Here is a 16317-nt window from a genome sequence, read left to right as displayed (position 1 = left end):
TCTACCTTCGCGAGAGCCGTCCGGTCGAGGTCGCTCAGTCGTCGCTCGGCAGTTGCGATGAGGCGTGTTGACTTTTCTCTCGAACCGATGGTTCGCCCGGAGGTTGGCTGGCGGTCGGACCGGCGAGCACCTGAACCGGCTCGTCGGTCGCCTTGCGGGCGTCGATCGCGACCTCGAGATCTCGCATGAAGTCGGCGACCGTATTGCCCATGATAAAGACCGGCTTCTGACCGGCGAGCAGATTGTCGAGTACGATCACCGCGTCAGCGTCTTTGTCGTGGACCGTCACCGGGAACGACGCCTTTCGCTCGAACGCCGCCGTCGTCTCGCCGGCGACGTGAACGCGGTCGAAGACCGGATCGTCCGCCCGATACAGCTCGTTCAGGTAGTGCAGGAACGAGACGGTCCGACCGCGGCGATCACCTCGGAGATAGAGAAAGGGGACGATCTGATCGACGGAGGAGTCACGCGTAAACAGCGCCCTGCGGATCATCTCGGTGCTCTGGACGTCGTTGACCTCCGCGGCGTTGTAGACTCGACCGTTGTACAGTTGCGTCCACTCGACGTCCATCTGCTCGCGATAGTGCGCCAGTTCATCCTCCGAAAGCGGCGTCTCATCGATCGCCTCGAGGACCTCGTTTAACGCGTAGATCGATTCGATACCGGGGATCTGCTCGTACTCGGACGGGACCGTAACGTGGCTTACGGTCGCTCCGCGGCGCTGCACTTCGGTTTCGACGTACTCGCGGAGGGCGGGATCCTGTTCGGCGTTGACGACGTGGGTGCCCTCGGGGACCGCTCGAACCAGTCCGCGTGCCACCTTGTAACGGTCGGTTCCGAGCGTTGAAAGGTGATCCTCGCGGATATTGCTGAGCACCAGCACGTCAGGGTCCGCAAAGCGGGCGTTGAACATTCGGGTCGTGTAGGAGGAGATCGCCTGGTTTTCGACGATCATCGCATCCTTCGGGGTGTGCGCTCGGATCTCCCGTTCGTTCTCGTAGAGTCGAACCAGCCCCTCGCGTTCGATCGGTTCTTCAGTCCCGGAGTGAATCGAGACGGGATTGTTCCCCGTGACTTTGGCGTAGGTGTCGTACTCTCGTCGATGGAGGATATCGTGCATCCACCGGGTGAGACTGGATTTCCCGCGCGTCCCCGAGACGACGATTTTCGTATCGATCTGCTCGAGGCGCTTGGAGTGGGCTACGCCGGGGAGGACCCGTTGGACGAACTGCTGTCCGATTCGGGCGATGGTATCGACGATGGTTCGGTTCTCGTTGATCTGAGACGGATTGGTTGGGTGTTGTTGACTCATGAAAGCGTACCTCTGGAGTGTCGTTTCGAAACTGTCCACCGACGTCGCTCGAGCGTCAGCACCCAGTAGGCACTGAGTGCGAGTGTGACGAGCAGGAGGGCAACCTCGACGGCCGAGACGGTTGCCAGGATCCCCTCCGGGGTCGGCTCGACGAAGGATCGAGTGCCGATCAGGAGCGTTGCGTACGTTCCGGCGGAGAGGCTGACCGATGCGAACCGTTCGGCCGGTGCGACCCGGTGGAAGTTGTACGCGCCGACGCCCGCCAGCAGGACGACGAAATACAGCGTGAATCCGGTAACGACCGGCGCGAGCAACGCGACGAGCGCGCCGACCGTCATCGCCGCGATCAGACCGGTGCTCAACAGCGCGCGACCGTACACGAGCGTCCCCGCATTGACGAGCGTGATCGTGGCGTAGACCGCCGCGAGGGCGACGATATAGACTCCGAGCGCCCAGCTATTGCTTAGCGACAGTGCGACGAGCAGCGGCATGGCGACGAGTCCGCCGAGCCTGACGCCCCAACGGGAGTTCGCCCACTCGGAGAGGACGAGCCCCGTTCCGAGGAGCACGAGCATCCACATCTGGTCGAGAACGGCCGCGGTTCCAGGAGCGGCGCGCACGGAGTGACGGAACTGCGCGATGTCGGAGCCGGGTGCGAACAGGATCGACGCTAACCCGGTATCGAGTTGCGTTGCAAACGTCGGGTTGACGATCGAGGCACCGAAGGCGATCAGCCCGATCAAGAGGCCGCCGCTGTAGAGCACGTCGGCGCGGCGCTCGTCGGGGTCCAGTTTGTGGTAGTTGTACGCCGCGATCCCCGGGAGGATCGCCCCGAAGAACGCGATTTCGACGGCGGAACCGAAGACGTTCCAGATCTCGAACAGCGCGAACGACGCGATTGGAACGGTCGCTCCGACGGCCAGACTGGTGAGTAGTAGCTGTCGGCCGTGGATGAGCGTGTGTGACCGAATACCGCCGACCAGATAGTAGGCGACGACCCCGCTCACGAGAAACAGCGGAAGCGCGGCGAACGAGTACAGCGTATACACCGCCAGGAGTGGAACGACGATCACTCCCCCGAGCCGGTATCCGGTGGTTTGCGTGATTACGCTGCCGATCGCGAGTCCGAGGACGGTGATCGCTACGGCCGCAATCATACCTGCAGTCCGAACTTCGCTCGTCTGTACGCCCTTTTCTCATATTGAACCTCACTTAGTTGTAGACACTCTAGAGAACGACCAACCTGCAGCATTGATAACTTCAACATGAGAAACCATCTTTCTCACCGTAGTTTACTTATAATTGAATTATAGAATTGCTTGCACTATCGAGAATCGATTACAGCCGCCTTAGATAATTTCAGCTGTCGCAATGCTGTGAAACAATCACACAACGTGACGAAGTAGCCGCCTTCGGGCGATTACGTTAGCACACATTCGTTCCATTCGCGAAACCGACCCGCAAAACGGTTAGTCGTCGGTACTCGGGATAGTCGGAGAAACCCGTCGAGGTAGTTGACTCTCACAATTGACCGTTCGGATCGCGACCGTTGAAACGGTCGTTCGAAGCTCGAACGGTCGAATTCGCTCGCTTCTGACTTCGTTCACCGCATCGGTACGCGCTCCCCGTGACCGGGTCCGTGCTGGCCGGTTTCGCTCGGCGGAACCGCCGAAACGCGCTTGAAGACGGCTTCCGGATCACGATTCCAGTGCCAGTGCCAACGCGTTCTGGCGAGACACCACAGTTTTCGCGACGGCGAAAGTGACGGTTCCCGGTTCAACACGTCGTAGTCCTGTGCCCGGATCACGCGGTGGTGTTCGGCGTACAACACTGCCGCGAGCAACACCGGCAACTGGCAGTCTTTCGGCAGGTATCTGATTCCCGCGACGCCCTCGCGATAGAGTCGTTCCGTTCGTTTGAGTTCCGACTGCATCACCGACGCGAACGCGTCCGAGAACGCGAGGTTCTCGACCGCCCCCTGATCGACGCCGTGCTCGCGGAGGCTCTCGAGCGGGAGGTAGATCCGATCCCGCTCGAGAACGTCCTCGCGAACGTCGCGCAGGAAGTTGGTCATCTGGAACGCCTCGCCGAGTTTTACCGCGTGGGGGCGGGCGAGGTCGGGTTCGTCGGGTTCCATAATCGCCGTCATCATCACGCCGACCGACGCGGCCGAACCGCGCATGTACGCCTCGAGATCGGCGTAGCGCTCGTAGCGGTTCGTCTCGATGTCGGTCTTCATCGCGTCGATGAAGACGTCGATCTCCCGATCGGCGATATCGTACCGGTCGCGAAGCTGATCGAACGCGATGAGCACGTCGTCTTCTGGGGGCTGTTCGCCGAGAGCCTGTGCTCGTAACGACTCGAGGCGAGCGGCCTGTTCGGCAGGCGGCGCGCCGTTCGCGTCGTCGACGACCTCGTCGGCGATCCGAAAGAAGGCGTAGAGGACGTGCGTGGCGTGGCGAACGCGCTCGGGGAGAAACCGGGTCGCGAGATAGAACGTCTTCCCGGTTCGTTTCTGAATCGCCTTGCCCGTCTGGATGTGTTCCTGTTGCATCGTTTTCCCTGGCTCGGTGGCGGCGAGAGGCACTGTTGATACGACAGATGCCTATAAAATAGCGACCCCCTCACTAGTAGGGCCGCTCGGACATCTCGAGGCGGAATCGAGCGTGAACTGAGAGATCCATGAGATGTGTCGACGAGAATCGAAGATGCTGAAAGAACGAAGCTGTATTCAAGCGAACCCGACGATTTCGCGGACAACGAGGGAACAACGATCCTCGAGCAGTCGGCGTGGCCCGAAAACCATAGATTTTCGGTATCACGAAGGATCAGAGATCTTTCGAACGACTTTACGCCGACGACCTCGCGGAGTCTGGCGGGGCGCCCGTCCCGCTGACCTGGCGGGAGCTTCGCTCGCTCAGTCATGGGAGAGCTCCGATCTCTCGAACGACTCCAAGGCATCGCCTTATCTATTTGTAGATCTTTCCCGGAGATATTAATCAACCGTCATGTTAGGGGTATTGGCCAATACGCTTATTCTTGATCCGCCACACCCCATATTATCGGGATTAGTAACCAAGATGGAATTTATAACCAGAAAATTAACACTTGACAGATTCGACCTCGGGCCGAAGCTCATACTTGCGTTTGTTCTTGTTGCACTCGTCGTTGGCGCAACCGGTTTTGTTGGCTATATAGGACTTGAGACGGTTGATGAAGAGGCACACCTAATTGCTGAGGATGGCCAAAAAATGGATGACGCAACGGGAATGTCCCTCGCCATTGAACAACAGCAAAACTCGATATATGCGGCACAACTCGGGGAAACAGAGGCCGAGCAGGAATTCGAGCAAGCAGCAGCGCTGTTTAGCGAGCGATCACAAGCAATAGAAGATGCGTCTCTATCTGATGAACAACAAACCGAGTTAGAAACGCTCCAATCGAACCACGAGGAGTATCAGTCAGTCGGTGAGGAATTCTTTGTTGCTTCTCAGGATGGCGATGAAGCGCTTGCCAACGAGAAGGCAGCGGAAATGGATACGCTACGAATTGAGATAGAAGAATCAGCGACTTCTATCGAAGAATCAGCACAGGCTGACATGGAAGAACAGGTTGCAATTGCCGATACGGTTACACAACAGACGCAAATGGAACTTGCCGGTTTAACCCTCGGTGCGTTCTTACTAGCGCTTGGGATTGGCCTGTTCGTTTCTCGACGTATCACGCCACCCATCAAACAGCTTTCCGAGGCTGCTGTAGCTATCAGCGAGGGCGACCTCGATACCGATCTTGACGATCACGTAGAGAACGACGAAATCGGTCGAATGGTCGATGCGTTCAAAACTATGCAGCAAAACCTCCGTGACGTGATTGCGGATCTCAACGGTGTCAGTACGAATCTTCGATCCGGTCAACTCGAGCAGGACGTCGACACGAACTATCCCGGTACCTACGGAGATGTTATGCAAACACTCGAGGAGGGGACGACCCAGCTGACCGGCAGTTTCGACGCAATACAGGACGTCAGTGACGATCTTCGTACGGGGCAACTCGATCAGGAGGTCAACACTGATCGCCCTGGACAGTATGGTGCCGTTCTGGAGAACCTCTCGGCGGGGACGACACAACTCGAAGAAAGCTTTGCACAGATCTCGACGGCTAGCGAGGGACTCAAACGGGGACATATCGACCAAACTTTCGAGACTGACTTCCCGGGTGACTACGGCGACGTGCTGGGTAACCTCGAATCAGGGGCGACTCAACTCGCCGATAGCTTCGCGCAAATATCGGCCGTGAGCGAAGCCCTCGAGGAAGGGAATCTCAATCAGACTATCGAGACGGACTATCCTGGAGACTATGGAGAGGTACTAGACGCTCTCGAGAGTAGCATCATTCAGATGAACACTAGCATTCGATCCGTACAAGAGATCGCCGACGAGGTTGCGACCTCGAGCGAGCAAGTATCTTCGAGTACAGAAGAGATCGAAACAGCAAGCGACGAAGTAGCCGTTTCTGTTCAAGAAATATCGCAGGGGGCAGACGAACAAAGCGAGAACCTTCAGCAGGTCGCTGCCGAAATGAACGATGTATCCGCAACGATCGAGGAGATAGCGGCATCGGCCGACGACGTCGCTTCGACGGCATCGATTGCCGTCGAAACCGGTGAAACGGGAAGAGCATACGCCTCCGAGGCGACTGATGAAATCCACGTCATCGAAGACCGAACGGACGAAGTCGTTTCACAGGTACAGGCCCTCGATACCGAGATGGAAGAGATCGGCGGAATCATCGAACTGATCTCCGAAATTGCCGAGCAAACGAATATACTCGCGATCAATGCCTCCATAGAGGCCGCTAATGCTGGTGAGTCCGGTGACGGGTTTGCCGTCGTCGCTAACGAGATCAAGTCGCTAGCTGAGGATGCTGCACGGGCTACAACCGAAATCGAAGATCGAATTCTGGAAATTCAGTCGACTACGAACGAAACCGTCGATGGTATGCAGGAGATGAGCGAGCGGGTCGAGAACGGAGCAGAAACAATCGAAGACACGATCGAAATGTTCGATGAAATAGCGGATGCGATCGAAGAAGTGGAAGGAGGGGTCACAGAGATCAGTACGGCTACTGAGGATCAGGCGGACTCCACGGAAGAAGTCGTTTCGATGGTCCATCAAGTCGCTGACGTTAGCCAGCAGACCGCTTCGGAAGCGAGCAACGTATCGGCAGCAACCGAAGAACAGGCATCGGCACTCTCAGAAGCTGCTGGAAACATCCAACATCTCTCGAAACTTGCCGAGGATCTTCACGATCACGTTTCTACTTTCGAAGCAGGCGAGGCTCATCAGGCTTCCAGAACGGCGACATCGAAAGCGGCTCGTCACTCTCTCACAGCAGATGGTGGAACCAGAACGACCTAATCCGGTTCCGTAGATGACTCTCCTTTCATGTAATGGGCAATTCGGTGCAGTCTACTGATTCTACACAGCACCATTTTGGGCAACGGACGCTGAACCCAACACAGCTTTCTCGAGCACTGGCCGCTATCGGTGGGCCTCGAGCAGTTCGTCGGCGAGCATGGGAACGAACGTCCCGATGTCGGTGACCATGCCGATCGCCTGGGCGCTCCCGCGGTCGAGCAGTTGCGTGACCGTCGCGGGGTTGATGTCGACGCAGACGGTTTTGGTCGTCGACGGGAGGCAGTTCCCCACCGCGACGGAGTGGAGCAGCGTCGAGAGCATCAACACGAGATCTGCCTCGCGGGCCTGCTCGCGGATCGCGTCCTGGGCTTCGATCGCGTCGGTGATCGTGTCCGGGAGCGGCCCGTCGTCGCGGATCGATCCCGCGAGCACGTAGGGAACGTCGTTTCGGATACACTGGTACATCACGCCACCGTCGACGATTTCCGCCTCGACGGCCGCCTCGATTCCGCCGACGCGGCCGATCTCGCTGATCGTGTAGATGTGGTGTTTGTGTCCCTTTCGCGGGTGCTCGAGCGACTCCGTGTCGACGCCGAGGGAGGTTCCGTAGAGGTTCCGCTCTAAGTCGTGCACCGCGAAGCCGTTTCCCGCGCTCAGGGCGTCGACGTACCCCTCGCGAACCAGCTCCGCGAGCGCGTCTCGGCCGCCGGAGTGGACGATCGCCGGCCCGCAGACGACGAGGACGGTGCCATCCTCATCTCGAACCGCACGCATCTCGTCTGCGATCTCTTCGATCAGCGAGGCGGAGGGGCGCTCGCTCGAGACGCCGCCTTGCATGAAGCCGAAGGAACTCCCTCCGTTTCGGGGGCGCTCGGGCGGTTCGACCCTGATCCCGGTTTCGCCGGTGACCACGAGATCGCCTTTCTCGATAGCGTTGAGAACCTTCGTGCGGACGACGGGGTCGTCCTCGGTTCGGTCGACGACGAGCGCGCAGTCCATCTCGGGGTCCGACACCTCGACCCACGAGCCGTCGACGCGGACGAACGTCGGGTGGTTCGTCGTCGAGTAGAACTCCGCGGGGACGACCTGCTCGTCCGGCGCGGCCTCTAATGTCGCGTCCCGCGGATCGGCGACCGTCGCGCCGTTTTGGTTCAGCTCGTGGAGAATCGCCCGGAGGTCGTCTGCGGACTCCGCGGACACTCGCATGCGACAATACGTCTCGGCGTGTTTGTGCCGACCCACGTCGAACTCTTCGACCTCGAACTCACCGCCTAGATCCATGACGACGCCGAAACACCGCCCCATCGCTCCCGAGTCGATGATGTGGCCCTCGAGTTCGACCGTTCGCATGACTGTCATCGTCGGTACTTCGCGGTCGAGGGCCGTCAATGTGCGTGTCGAGACGACGGGAGCGGATGCGGTGGTTCTGGCGGTGAGTGCAACGTCCGCTCGGGGTGGACTGGTGCGACATCCGCTCGAGAACCGATAACAGGGAGTGATTCTCAGCCGGCGGCGTGAAAATCCCTATGAGGATTGCTACCGTACATACATTCATGTCCTCCGACTCACGGACGGCTGCTCGCTCGCGGTGTTTGAACTGCGGATTCGAAGCCGAAGGCGGCTCCTCGGAGTGGCGACGGCTCGAGGTGCCAAAGCTCGGTCGGATGACCCAGTGTCCCGATTGCGAGAGCACCAACGTAATCACCGGCCGGTAGTCACTTGCCGTGTCGTTCGAGTCGCCGAGACTCGAGCGGACGAGGAGCGACGACTGTCGGCACCCGGACAGACTCTTAGGGCTCTCGCCCGTAGGGACGAGTATGGACCCAGAGACTGACACACCCTCGAGCGGCGAGTCGTCGACCGAGCGCGGATCCGACTCGGCCGAAAAGAGCGACGCGGAGTGGCGCGAGGAGCTAACTGACGAACAGTATCGGATTCTCCGCGAGGCCGGAACGGAACCGGCGTTCAGCGGCGAATTTGTCGATCACAAAGCCGACGGCCGCTACACCTGCGCCGGCTGTGGGGCGACGCTGTTCGACTCCGACACCAAGTTCGAATCCGGCTGTGGCTGGCCCAGTTTCTACGACGTCGACGACGCCCGAGTGACTACACACGTCGATACCAGCCACGGCATGCGCCGAACGGAAGTCCGCTGTGCGAACTGCGACGGCCACCTCGGTCACGTCTTCGAGGACGGTCCCGAACCGACCGGCAAGCGCTTTTGTATCAACTCGGCGGCCCTCGAGTTCGACGACGAGTAGCGACGTCGCTGCTGTTCGAAAAACGACACCGAATATGCAGGCACCACGTTTTCGGGCGGCTTGCTCTGATTCGCTAGTACGATGTCTACCGAACGACCAACCGCCGAGGAACTCCGACAGGGAATGACCGTCGAGATCGTTCAGGAAGACGCGGACGTTCAATCGACCGACGAAGAACCGATTCACGGCGAAGTCGGCACGGTCTACGGCGACGAGCCTGACGGCCCCCGCGTCAAACTGAAAAGCGGCGTCGTCGGCCACGTTCAGTCGGTCGTCGCCGACGAGTAGCAGACGTCTATCGACACAACGCACGAATTTGACGCCGATTCAAGTATCGTCCCTCGCGAGGAGCGAAGCCGATCGCTTCCGTTCCCAGCGTTCTTCATCGAAACCAAGATATTTCGGTCGCCTCGGTGAAGCAGGCGTATGATGCTCTCGAGCGGACGGATCCTCGCCGCCGAGGTCGCGGCCGTCGCGCGCGAGCGCCAGCTCAGCGTCGCGTCTGCCGGACTGGCTTACCACTCGTTCAACACGCTCGTTCCGCTGGTGATCCTCCTGCTCGTCGCCGTCACCGTCGTCGACTCGCTCGCAGTCGTCCTCGACGCCCTCGAGACGGCGACTGGACTCGGGGGGACGATCGACCGGGACCAACTCGCAGCGGCCGCCGGCGACGGCGCGAACCGAACCCGGGCGGCGCTGCTCGCACTCGGGATCTTTCTCTGGAGCGCGGCGCGTCTGTTTCAGTCCGTCAATAGCGCGTTTACCGCCGTCTACGGATCGAGGGGATCCCAGTCGTCGCTCGAGGCCGCCCTCTCGACGTCGCTCGTGACGATCCTTTACGCGGTCTTGCTGACTGTGACCGTCGCGGTCGGCGTCGCGCTCGTTGGCTATCTCGGAGTCAGCGTGTCGCTCTTTTTCGAGGGGCCGCTCGCGATGGGTGTGAGTGCACTCGCCTTGATGGGGCTGCTGTTCGTCCTGTTCGTCCCCATGTACTACGTCTTCCCCCATCCCGACGTTTCGGTTCCCGAAATCCTCCCCGGAACGGCGTTCGCCGCCGCGACGTGGTCGATCCTGGCCGTCGGTTTTCGCGTCTACGTGTCGACAGCCGAGAGCGTCGCGCTGTTCGACGTCGCCGGTGCGATCTTGTTGATCCTGACGTGGGTCTACTTCGGCGGGCTCTGTCTGCTTCTCGGTGCGGTGCTCAACGCGGTACTCGCGGGTCGCGTGGATCCGGACGACGGCTGGGTTCCGACGTCCGAGGAACGCTCGACCGCCGATTGACGGTGTCCCTGCTGGATCACATCCGTCGGCCCAGACCGGTGGTTTCTATCCGGCCGAGCGTATAGGGATGCGGTATGGAGTCTCCGGTTCTCAGCGACGAGATCAACATCCTCGTCGTCGAGCCGACACCTGGTCCGGACGGAACGCGTTCGCTCGAGACCGCACTCGAGCGCGCCGTTGTCGACGCGCCGGTTGAAACCGTCTCGACCAGCCATGTCGAAACAGTCGCCGACGCGCTAGAATACCTCGAGTCCACCGCAGCCGAGTCCGAAGTGACGACGGACCCTGTGCTCGAGGGTGACCGCGTCGATGTCGTCCTCACCGCTGCGGAGCTCTCCGGCGGGACCGGGTTGGAGCTACTCGAACGAGTACAGGACAGCCGACCGGCAGTGCCAGTGATCCTCTCGCCGGTCGAGGGATCCGAACGGCTGGCGAGCGCGGCGATCAGCGCCGGCGCTTCCGAATACGTCCCGCGGGACTGCGATCCCGGCGAACTCGCCGGGGCGATCGAGCGCGCGGTCGAACGCGAGCGCACGCGTTCTCACACCCGCGCCTCCCACCGTCGATTCAGGACGATCTTCGAGGACCCGGACACGTACGTCTGGGAACTCGACCGCGAGGGCACCGTGGGAAGCGCGAACGCGGGCGCGCTCGAGGCGATCGACGCGTCCCAGGACGACGTTCGCGGCCAGCCGTTTCAGGCCACGCCGTGGTGGCTCCCGGGCGACCGGTCGTCGATCGAGACAGCCCTCGAGCGTGCCGCGTCGGGCGAGGTCGTCGAGCGGGAGCTCGTCAGTCGATACGCCGACGGACCCGATACCGGCCACGCGACGGCTACTCAAGCGGTGGACGGCGCGAAACGGGTGCTCGAGGTCACGATTCGCCCCGTTCGCGACGACTCGGGAGCGATCGTTTCACTGCTCGCGGAGGGAAACGACGTCACCGGCCGCGTCGCACTCGAGGAGGAACTTCGCGAGTCCGAACAGCTCCACCGCGTGACGCTAAACAACATGACCGATACGGTCCTCATCACGGACGAGTCCGGCGCGTTCACCTACGTCTGTCCCAACGTTCACTTTATCTTCGGTTACACCGACGACCAGATCCGCGAAATGGGCTCTATCGAGGACCTGCTCGGACCCGACCTGTTCGACCGCGAGGAGCTTGCAGCCGAGGGGGTGTTGACGAACCTCGAGTGCACCGCGACCGACAGGGAGGGAACCGAACACACGCTGTTGGTCAACGTGCGAGAGGTTTCGATTCAGGGCGGTACGCTGCTGTATAGCTGCCGCGATATTACGGCCCGCAAGCGCCGCGAAGAGGCGCTGACGGCGCTCCACCGAACCGCGCGACGACTGTTGCTGGCGCAGTCGCGGGAGGAAATCGCCGACATCGTCGTCGAGGACGCCGTCGACGTCCTCGATCTCGAGGCCGGTGCCGTCTACCTGTTCGACACAGCCGACAGTGCCATCCGACCGGCGGCAGCGACGCCGGCGATGGAGCGCGCTCACGGGTCGCTTTCGTCCCACCGGGCGACGACCGATTCCATCGTCGGTCGAGTCTTCGTCGACGGCGAGACACAGATATTTGACGACAGCGAGGCGCAACGTTCCGAGGAAAGCAACGAGTCTGATCGGCTCTCGCAACCGGAGACGGACCTTCGAAGCGGTGCGTACGTCCCGCTCGGAAACAACGGCGTCTTCGTCGCCGGATCGACGACTGCGGGCGCGTTCGACGACGTGACTCGAGAGGTGGTCGACCTGCTCGCGACGACCGCAGAGGCGGCGCTCGATCGCATCGAGCGCGAGTCGGCGTTACACGATCAGGAGCGCGAACTGAAAGAGCGGAATCGACAGTTGACAGAACTCAACCGTATCAACGAGTTCATTCGCGAAATCGATCAGGCGATCGTTCGGGCGGAAACCCGCGAAGAGATCGAATCGGCTGTCTGCGACCGTCTCACGGGGACCGATCGCTTCTCATTCGCCTGGATCGGTGGCCTGGATCCGGACGGAACGAACCTCGAGGCGCGCGCTTACGACGGGGCGGGTCGCGGGTATCTGGATGCAGTTTCCGGACCGATCGTCGAACAGACCGGTGAGCCAGCGATCGAAGCGGCACAATCGCGCGAGGTCACCGTCGTGTCGAACGTCGCGGAAGGCCTCCACGAGGAGCCCTGGCGCAAGCGGGCGCTGTCCAAGGACTACCAGTCGGCGATCAGCGTCCCGCTGTCGTACGACGAGTTCTCCTACGGCGTTCTCACCGTGTACGCGGGTCGTCCGGCCGCGTTCGGTGAAATGTCGCGCGCCGTCTTCGCCGAACTGGGCGAAACGATCGCGTCGGCGATCGCCGCCGTCGAACGCAAGAACGCCCTGTTGACCGCCGCGAGTACGCGATTGGATCTCGAGATCGACGACGATACGTTCGTCTTCCAGCAACTTGCCAGCCGCGCGGACTGTACGGTCGCCTTCGACGGCGGCGTTCGCCAGCACGAGGACGGATCCGCCGTCTCCGTCTTCGCCTCGATCGACGGCGCGCCGGTCGAAACCGTCGCAGCCGCCGCCGAGGAACTCGTCTCGGTTACCGACGTACAGATCGTCAGCGAGGGTGCGGACGGCGACGGCTCCCGTTCTGGGGGAGACCCATCGGGCGGATCGATCCTCCTCGAGCTTCCGGTGCCGTTTCTCGCCATCCGACTCGCGAGCCACGGCGTCGTGCTTCGCAGCGTTCGGGCGACGCCAACCGGCGCACGGATCGTCGTCGACGTCCCGAACAACGTCGACGCGAGGGCCCCGACTCGAATGGTAACGAATAGCTTCGAGTCCGTAGAGCTCCGATCGAAACAGCTCGTCGAGGGAACGTCAGCCGGCGACGTGCGGACGAAACTCTTAGAGGAACTGACCGATCGACAGCTCGAGGTCGTTCGAGCGGCCTACCACGGCGGCTTCTTCGAATCGCCGCGCGAGCAAACGGGCGAGGAGATCGCAAATTCCCTCGACATCTCCCCGGCCGCGTTTTACGGCCACAACCGAACTGTCCAGCGGAAACTGTTTTCGTTACTCTTCGAGGAGATCGGACTACCGGCAATGGGGACACAAGGGGTTGAATAGTGAACCTCTCCAGGTGGGTTGTGCTAGTAATATAACGGATAAAATTTTCCTAATATCCCTATTATATACCGACGCCGAGGAACGCCGCGTCGCTATTCGGCAGTGATACCTATGAAAGATGTGACGACAGATCCCGACGAGGAATCGACCTACGAGTGTTTTGCCTGCGGTGCAGTGACCAGAGCAACGTCTCCGATCGAGTGTCCAGAATGCGGTGCTGACATGCGGAATCGGGAGATTCCGGTCGAGTAACCTATGGCTGGGAACGTTTCGTCCAAACCACCTCGACCGGAAGGTCCCTCGAACGAACCGGAAACGGCGCTCGAGACGGCCAGACGGCAACTCGCCCGCGCCGGTTCCCAGATCGATATTAGCGACAACGTTCTCGAGCGACTGGACCACCCCGCAAAAGTTACGGAAGTCACCGTTCCGGTCGAGCGAGACGACGGCAGCGTCGACGTCTTCACCGGGTTTCGCGCCCAACACGACAGCGTTCGCGGTCCGTACAAAGGCGGCCTGCGATTTCACCCCGACGTGACTCGAGACGAGTGTGTCGGCCTCTCGATGTGGATGACCTGGAAGTGCGCCGTGATGGACATCCCCTTCGGCGGCGCCAAAGGCGGCGTCGTGGTCGACCCCAAATCGCTGAGCGAGGACGAGCGCGAGCGGTTGACACGTCGATTCACACAGGAGATTCGCGACGTCATCGGCCCGACGCGAGACATTCCAGCCCCCGACATGGGGACGGACTCGCAGGCGATGGCCTGGATCATGGACGCCTACAGCATGCAACAGGGCGAAACCATTCCCGGCGTCGTCACCGGGAAACCGCCATCCGTCGGCGGGAGCTACGGCCGCGAAGAAGCGCCCGGACACAGCGTCGCCATCGTCACCCGAGAGACCTGCGAATACTACGACATGCCCCTCGAGGAGACGACGGTCGCCGTCCAGGGATTCGGGAGCGTCGGCGCGAACGCCGCCCGAAAGCTCGAGGAGTGGGGCGCGACCGTCGTCGCCATCAGCGACGTCAACGGCGCGATCTACGAACCCAACGGCATCGACGTTGCATCGATTCCGGCCCACGACGAGGAGCCGGAGGCGGTGACCAGTACCGCAGACGACGTTATCCCGAACGACGAACTGCTCGAGCTAGACGTCGACGTGCTCATCCCCGCAGCGGTCGGGAACGTCATCACGAAAGCCAATGTTGACGATATCCAGGCGGATCTGGTTATCGAAGGCGCGAACGGCCCAACGACGTTCGCCGCGGCCGCCATCCTCGAGGAGCGGGGAATTCCGGTCGTCCCCGACATCCTCGCGAACGCTGGCGGCGTAACGGTGAGTTACTTCGAGTGGCTGCAGGACATCAACCGCCGAGCCTGGAGCTTAGAGGAGGTCACCGCCGAACTCGAAGCCGAGATGGTGACCGCCTGGAACGCGGTTCGATCGGAAGTCGAGTCTCGAGACGTGAGCTGGCGGGACGGCGCCTACATCGTCGCGCTCTCGCGGATCGCGGAGGCACACGAGGTCCGCGGACTCTGGCCCTAACGCAGGACGGCGACCGGACGCGGCTCGTCGCCACCCCTCGACACGACAGCTTTTTGCGTTCGTGCTCGAGCATGGTTGGTAATGACTCTCGCCGATCGCATCGCTCGTTTTCGGGCGACGCTCGAGGAGTGGCTTCGGGGGCTTTCCCACGGGATGTTTTCCCACCCCGCCTACGAGAAGATCGAGGCCGAAGCGGAGGACCTCGAGGACGAGTTCATGCTGTCGTGTTTCCCCGACGCCTTCGGCGTGCCGTCGCCGGTCTCTTACTACACGGCAGAACTCCTGCCGTACCTCGAGGACGAGTTCGAAGCCTGGGAGCGGCGGCTGTGGGACCGGGCCTCGCTCGTCGAACGGAAGGGGCGACAGTTTCACTTCTGATGGAACGATACGTCTTCTTCGGAGGGAAAGGCGGCGTCGGGAAGACGACAGTGTCCGCCGCGTACGCACACAGGTGCGCGACCGCGGGCCTCGAGACGCTCGTCGTGTCGACGGATCCGGCCCACTCGGTCGGTGACCTCTTTGACCAAACGTTCGGGGACGAACCGCGACCGGTCGACGGTGTCGACCACCTCCACGCGCTCGAGATCGATCCCCAGGCGGAGGTTTCCGAACACCTCAGACAGGTCAAACGGAACCTCTCCCAGCAGGTCTCGGCGGCCATGGTCAACGCCGTTGACAGACAGATCGAGATGGCCCACGGAACCCCCGGCGCCTACGAGGCGGCGCTGTTCGATCGGTTCGTCGACGTCATGCGAAACAGCGACGACTACGACCGCGTCGTCTTCGACACCTCGCCCACCGGCGGCACGCTGCGGCTGCTCTCGCTGCCGGACTACCTCGAGGGCTGGATCGATCGACTCATGGCCAAACGCCGCAAGAGCATCGACCTGTTCGAGAAGGCCGCGATCGGCAATCAAGAGCCCCGGCGCGTGATGGACGGCGATCCCGTCCTCGCACACTTAGAGGATCGAAAGGAGTTCTTCGAGTCCGCCGGCGAGATGCTCCGAAACGAGGCGGCGTTTTTCCTCGTGTTCAACCCCGACTCGCTCTCGATCCGGGAGACCGAACGCGCGATCGACGACCTCGCAGAACAGGACCTCGAGGTCCGGGGCTTGGTCGCCAATCGGCTCACGCCCGTACCCGACCCGGACGAGGAGGGTCGAGGTGCCCGCTATCTCCGCGACCGCGTCGAGACGGAACGCGAGAGACTCGAGACGGCTGACCGGGAGCTATCGCCGCCGATCGTCGCCGAAATCGAGACGCAGATCGAGGAGATCAGAGGCGAGAGACTCGCTCGCGTGGGGAAAGCGCTCGAGATCGACACCACTCCCTCCGCGTGAGCGGCTCTCGAACCGACTGCCCGAATGTTCACGGCGATCTAGCTGCGG

General features: G+C 61.4%; 14 protein-coding genes. 10 read left to right on the top strand and 4 right to left on the bottom strand.

The features are described 5' to 3' along the window. Positions 1–34 precede the first annotated feature (34 nt). The 3 genes from HALLA_RS10550 to HALLA_RS10540 all read right to left on the bottom strand — a co-directional run bounded on the left by HALLA_RS10550 (position 35) and on the right by HALLA_RS10540 (position 3866). Complete coding sequence (locus tag HALLA_RS10550; protein ID WP_049953311.1) at positions 35–1312, bottom strand: Mur ligase family protein; 1278 nt, start codon at positions 1310–1312, stop codon at positions 35–37. Then, complete coding sequence (locus tag HALLA_RS10545) at positions 1309–2469, bottom strand: poly-gamma-glutamate biosynthesis protein PgsC/CapC (RefSeq protein WP_049953310.1); 1161 nt, start codon at positions 2467–2469, stop codon at positions 1309–1311. The genes HALLA_RS10550 and HALLA_RS10545 overlap by 4 nt, the downstream gene beginning before the upstream one ends. A 446-nt stretch (positions 2470–2915) precedes the next feature. After that, a complete protein-coding gene (locus HALLA_RS10540) occupies positions 2916–3866 on the bottom strand; it encodes a phytoene/squalene synthase family protein (protein WP_049953309.1) in 951 nt (316 codons plus the stop codon). 526 nt (positions 3867–4392) lie between these two features. On the opposite strand from HALLA_RS10540, the gene HALLA_RS10530 reads away from it, so the two are divergent. After that, complete coding sequence (locus HALLA_RS10530; protein WP_084568989.1) at positions 4393–6729, top strand: methyl-accepting chemotaxis protein; 2337 nt, start codon at positions 4393–4395, stop codon at positions 6727–6729. Positions 6730–6852: 123 nt separating this feature from the next. On the opposite strand, the gene HALLA_RS10525 is transcribed toward HALLA_RS10530, so the two are convergent. After that, on the bottom strand, positions 6853–8088 hold the full coding sequence (locus tag HALLA_RS10525; protein ID WP_049954081.1) for an ornithine cyclodeaminase: 1236 nt from the start codon (positions 8086–8088) through the stop codon (positions 6853–6855). 194 nt (positions 8089–8282) lie between these two features. Between HALLA_RS10525 and HALLA_RS21065 the strand changes: the two genes are divergently transcribed. From HALLA_RS21065 to HALLA_RS10490, 9 genes are all read left to right on the top strand, one after another. Next, the gene (locus HALLA_RS21065) at positions 8283–8444 is read left to right on the top strand and encodes a hypothetical protein (protein WP_169732131.1); all 162 of its coding nucleotides are present in this window, start codon (positions 8283–8285) and stop codon (positions 8442–8444) included. 102 nt (positions 8445–8546) lie between these two features. Beyond that, a complete protein-coding gene (msrB, locus tag HALLA_RS10520; protein WP_049953306.1) occupies positions 8547–8990 on the top strand; it encodes a peptide-methionine (R)-S-oxide reductase MsrB in 444 nt (147 codons plus the stop codon). Between the two features lie 81 nt (positions 8991–9071). Beyond that, positions 9072–9278: a DUF2196 domain-containing protein gene (locus tag HALLA_RS10515; RefSeq protein WP_049953305.1), complete on the top strand. Its 207-nt coding sequence runs from the start codon at positions 9072–9074 to the stop codon at positions 9276–9278. 138 nt (positions 9279–9416) lie between these two features. Continuing rightward, positions 9417–10271, top strand: coding sequence for a YihY/virulence factor BrkB family protein (locus HALLA_RS10510; protein WP_049953304.1), 855 nt, complete (start codon positions 9417–9419; stop codon positions 10269–10271). 74 nt (positions 10272–10345) lie between these two features. Further along, positions 10346–13381, top strand: coding sequence for a GAF domain-containing protein (locus tag HALLA_RS10505; protein ID WP_049953303.1), 3036 nt, complete (start codon positions 10346–10348; stop codon positions 13379–13381). Positions 13382–13492: 111 nt separating this feature from the next. Further along, positions 13493–13633, top strand: a complete 141-nt coding sequence (locus HALLA_RS20620; RefSeq protein WP_157231357.1) for a rubrerythrin-like domain-containing protein — start codon at positions 13493–13495, stop codon at positions 13631–13633. A 3-nt stretch (positions 13634–13636) separates the two neighbouring features. After that, complete coding sequence (gdhB, locus tag HALLA_RS10500; RefSeq protein ID WP_049953302.1) at positions 13637–14929, top strand: glutamate dehydrogenase GdhB; 1293 nt, start codon at positions 13637–13639, stop codon at positions 14927–14929. An 81-nt stretch (positions 14930–15010) separates the two neighbouring features. Further along, positions 15011–15307, top strand: a complete 297-nt coding sequence (locus HALLA_RS10495) for a hypothetical protein (protein WP_049953301.1) — start codon at positions 15011–15013, stop codon at positions 15305–15307. Further along, complete coding sequence (locus HALLA_RS10490; RefSeq protein ID WP_049953300.1) at positions 15307–16269, top strand: ArsA family ATPase; 963 nt, start codon at positions 15307–15309, stop codon at positions 16267–16269. Before HALLA_RS10495 ends, HALLA_RS10490 begins: the two co-directional genes overlap by 1 nt. Positions 16270–16317 lie beyond the last annotated feature (48 nt).

This window comes from Halostagnicola larsenii XH-48, from assembly GCF_000517625.1.
GTDB lineage: Archaea > Halobacteriota > Halobacteria > Halobacteriales > Natrialbaceae > Halostagnicola > Halostagnicola larsenii.
This window is presented reverse-complemented; position numbering and strand designations above follow the sequence as displayed.

Excerpts from the sequence above, each read along its gene's own strand:
- HALLA_RS10550 (WP_049953311.1), bottom strand. The coding sequence starts at position 1,312 with ATGAGTCAACAACACCCAACCAATCCGTCTCAGATCAACGAGAACCGA.
- HALLA_RS10545 (WP_049953310.1), bottom strand. The coding sequence starts at position 2,469 with ATGATTGCGGCCGTAGCGATCACCGTCCTCGGACTCGCGATCGGCAGC.
- HALLA_RS10540 (WP_049953309.1), bottom strand. The coding sequence starts at position 3,866 with ATGCAACAGGAACACATCCAGACGGGCAAGGCGATTCAGAAACGAACC.
- HALLA_RS10530 (WP_084568989.1), top strand. The coding sequence starts at position 4,393 with ATGGAATTTATAACCAGAAAATTAACACTTGACAGATTCGACCTCGGG.
- HALLA_RS10525 (WP_049954081.1), bottom strand. The coding sequence starts at position 8,088 with ATGACAGTCATGCGAACGGTCGAACTCGAGGGCCACATCATCGACTCG.
- HALLA_RS21065 (WP_169732131.1), top strand. The coding sequence starts at position 8,283 with ATGTCCTCCGACTCACGGACGGCTGCTCGCTCGCGGTGTTTGAACTGC.
- msrB (WP_049953306.1), top strand. The coding sequence starts at position 8,547 with ATGGACCCAGAGACTGACACACCCTCGAGCGGCGAGTCGTCGACCGAG.
- HALLA_RS10515 (WP_049953305.1), top strand. The coding sequence starts at position 9,072 with ATGTCTACCGAACGACCAACCGCCGAGGAACTCCGACAGGGAATGACC.
- HALLA_RS10510 (WP_049953304.1), top strand. The coding sequence starts at position 9,417 with ATGATGCTCTCGAGCGGACGGATCCTCGCCGCCGAGGTCGCGGCCGTC.
- HALLA_RS10505 (WP_049953303.1), top strand. The coding sequence starts at position 10,346 with ATGGAGTCTCCGGTTCTCAGCGACGAGATCAACATCCTCGTCGTCGAG.
- HALLA_RS20620 (WP_157231357.1), top strand. The coding sequence starts at position 13,493 with ATGAAAGATGTGACGACAGATCCCGACGAGGAATCGACCTACGAGTGT.
- gdhB (WP_049953302.1), top strand. The coding sequence starts at position 13,637 with ATGGCTGGGAACGTTTCGTCCAAACCACCTCGACCGGAAGGTCCCTCG.
- HALLA_RS10495 (WP_049953301.1), top strand. The coding sequence starts at position 15,011 with ATGACTCTCGCCGATCGCATCGCTCGTTTTCGGGCGACGCTCGAGGAG.
- HALLA_RS10490 (WP_049953300.1), top strand. The coding sequence starts at position 15,307 with ATGGAACGATACGTCTTCTTCGGAGGGAAAGGCGGCGTCGGGAAGACG.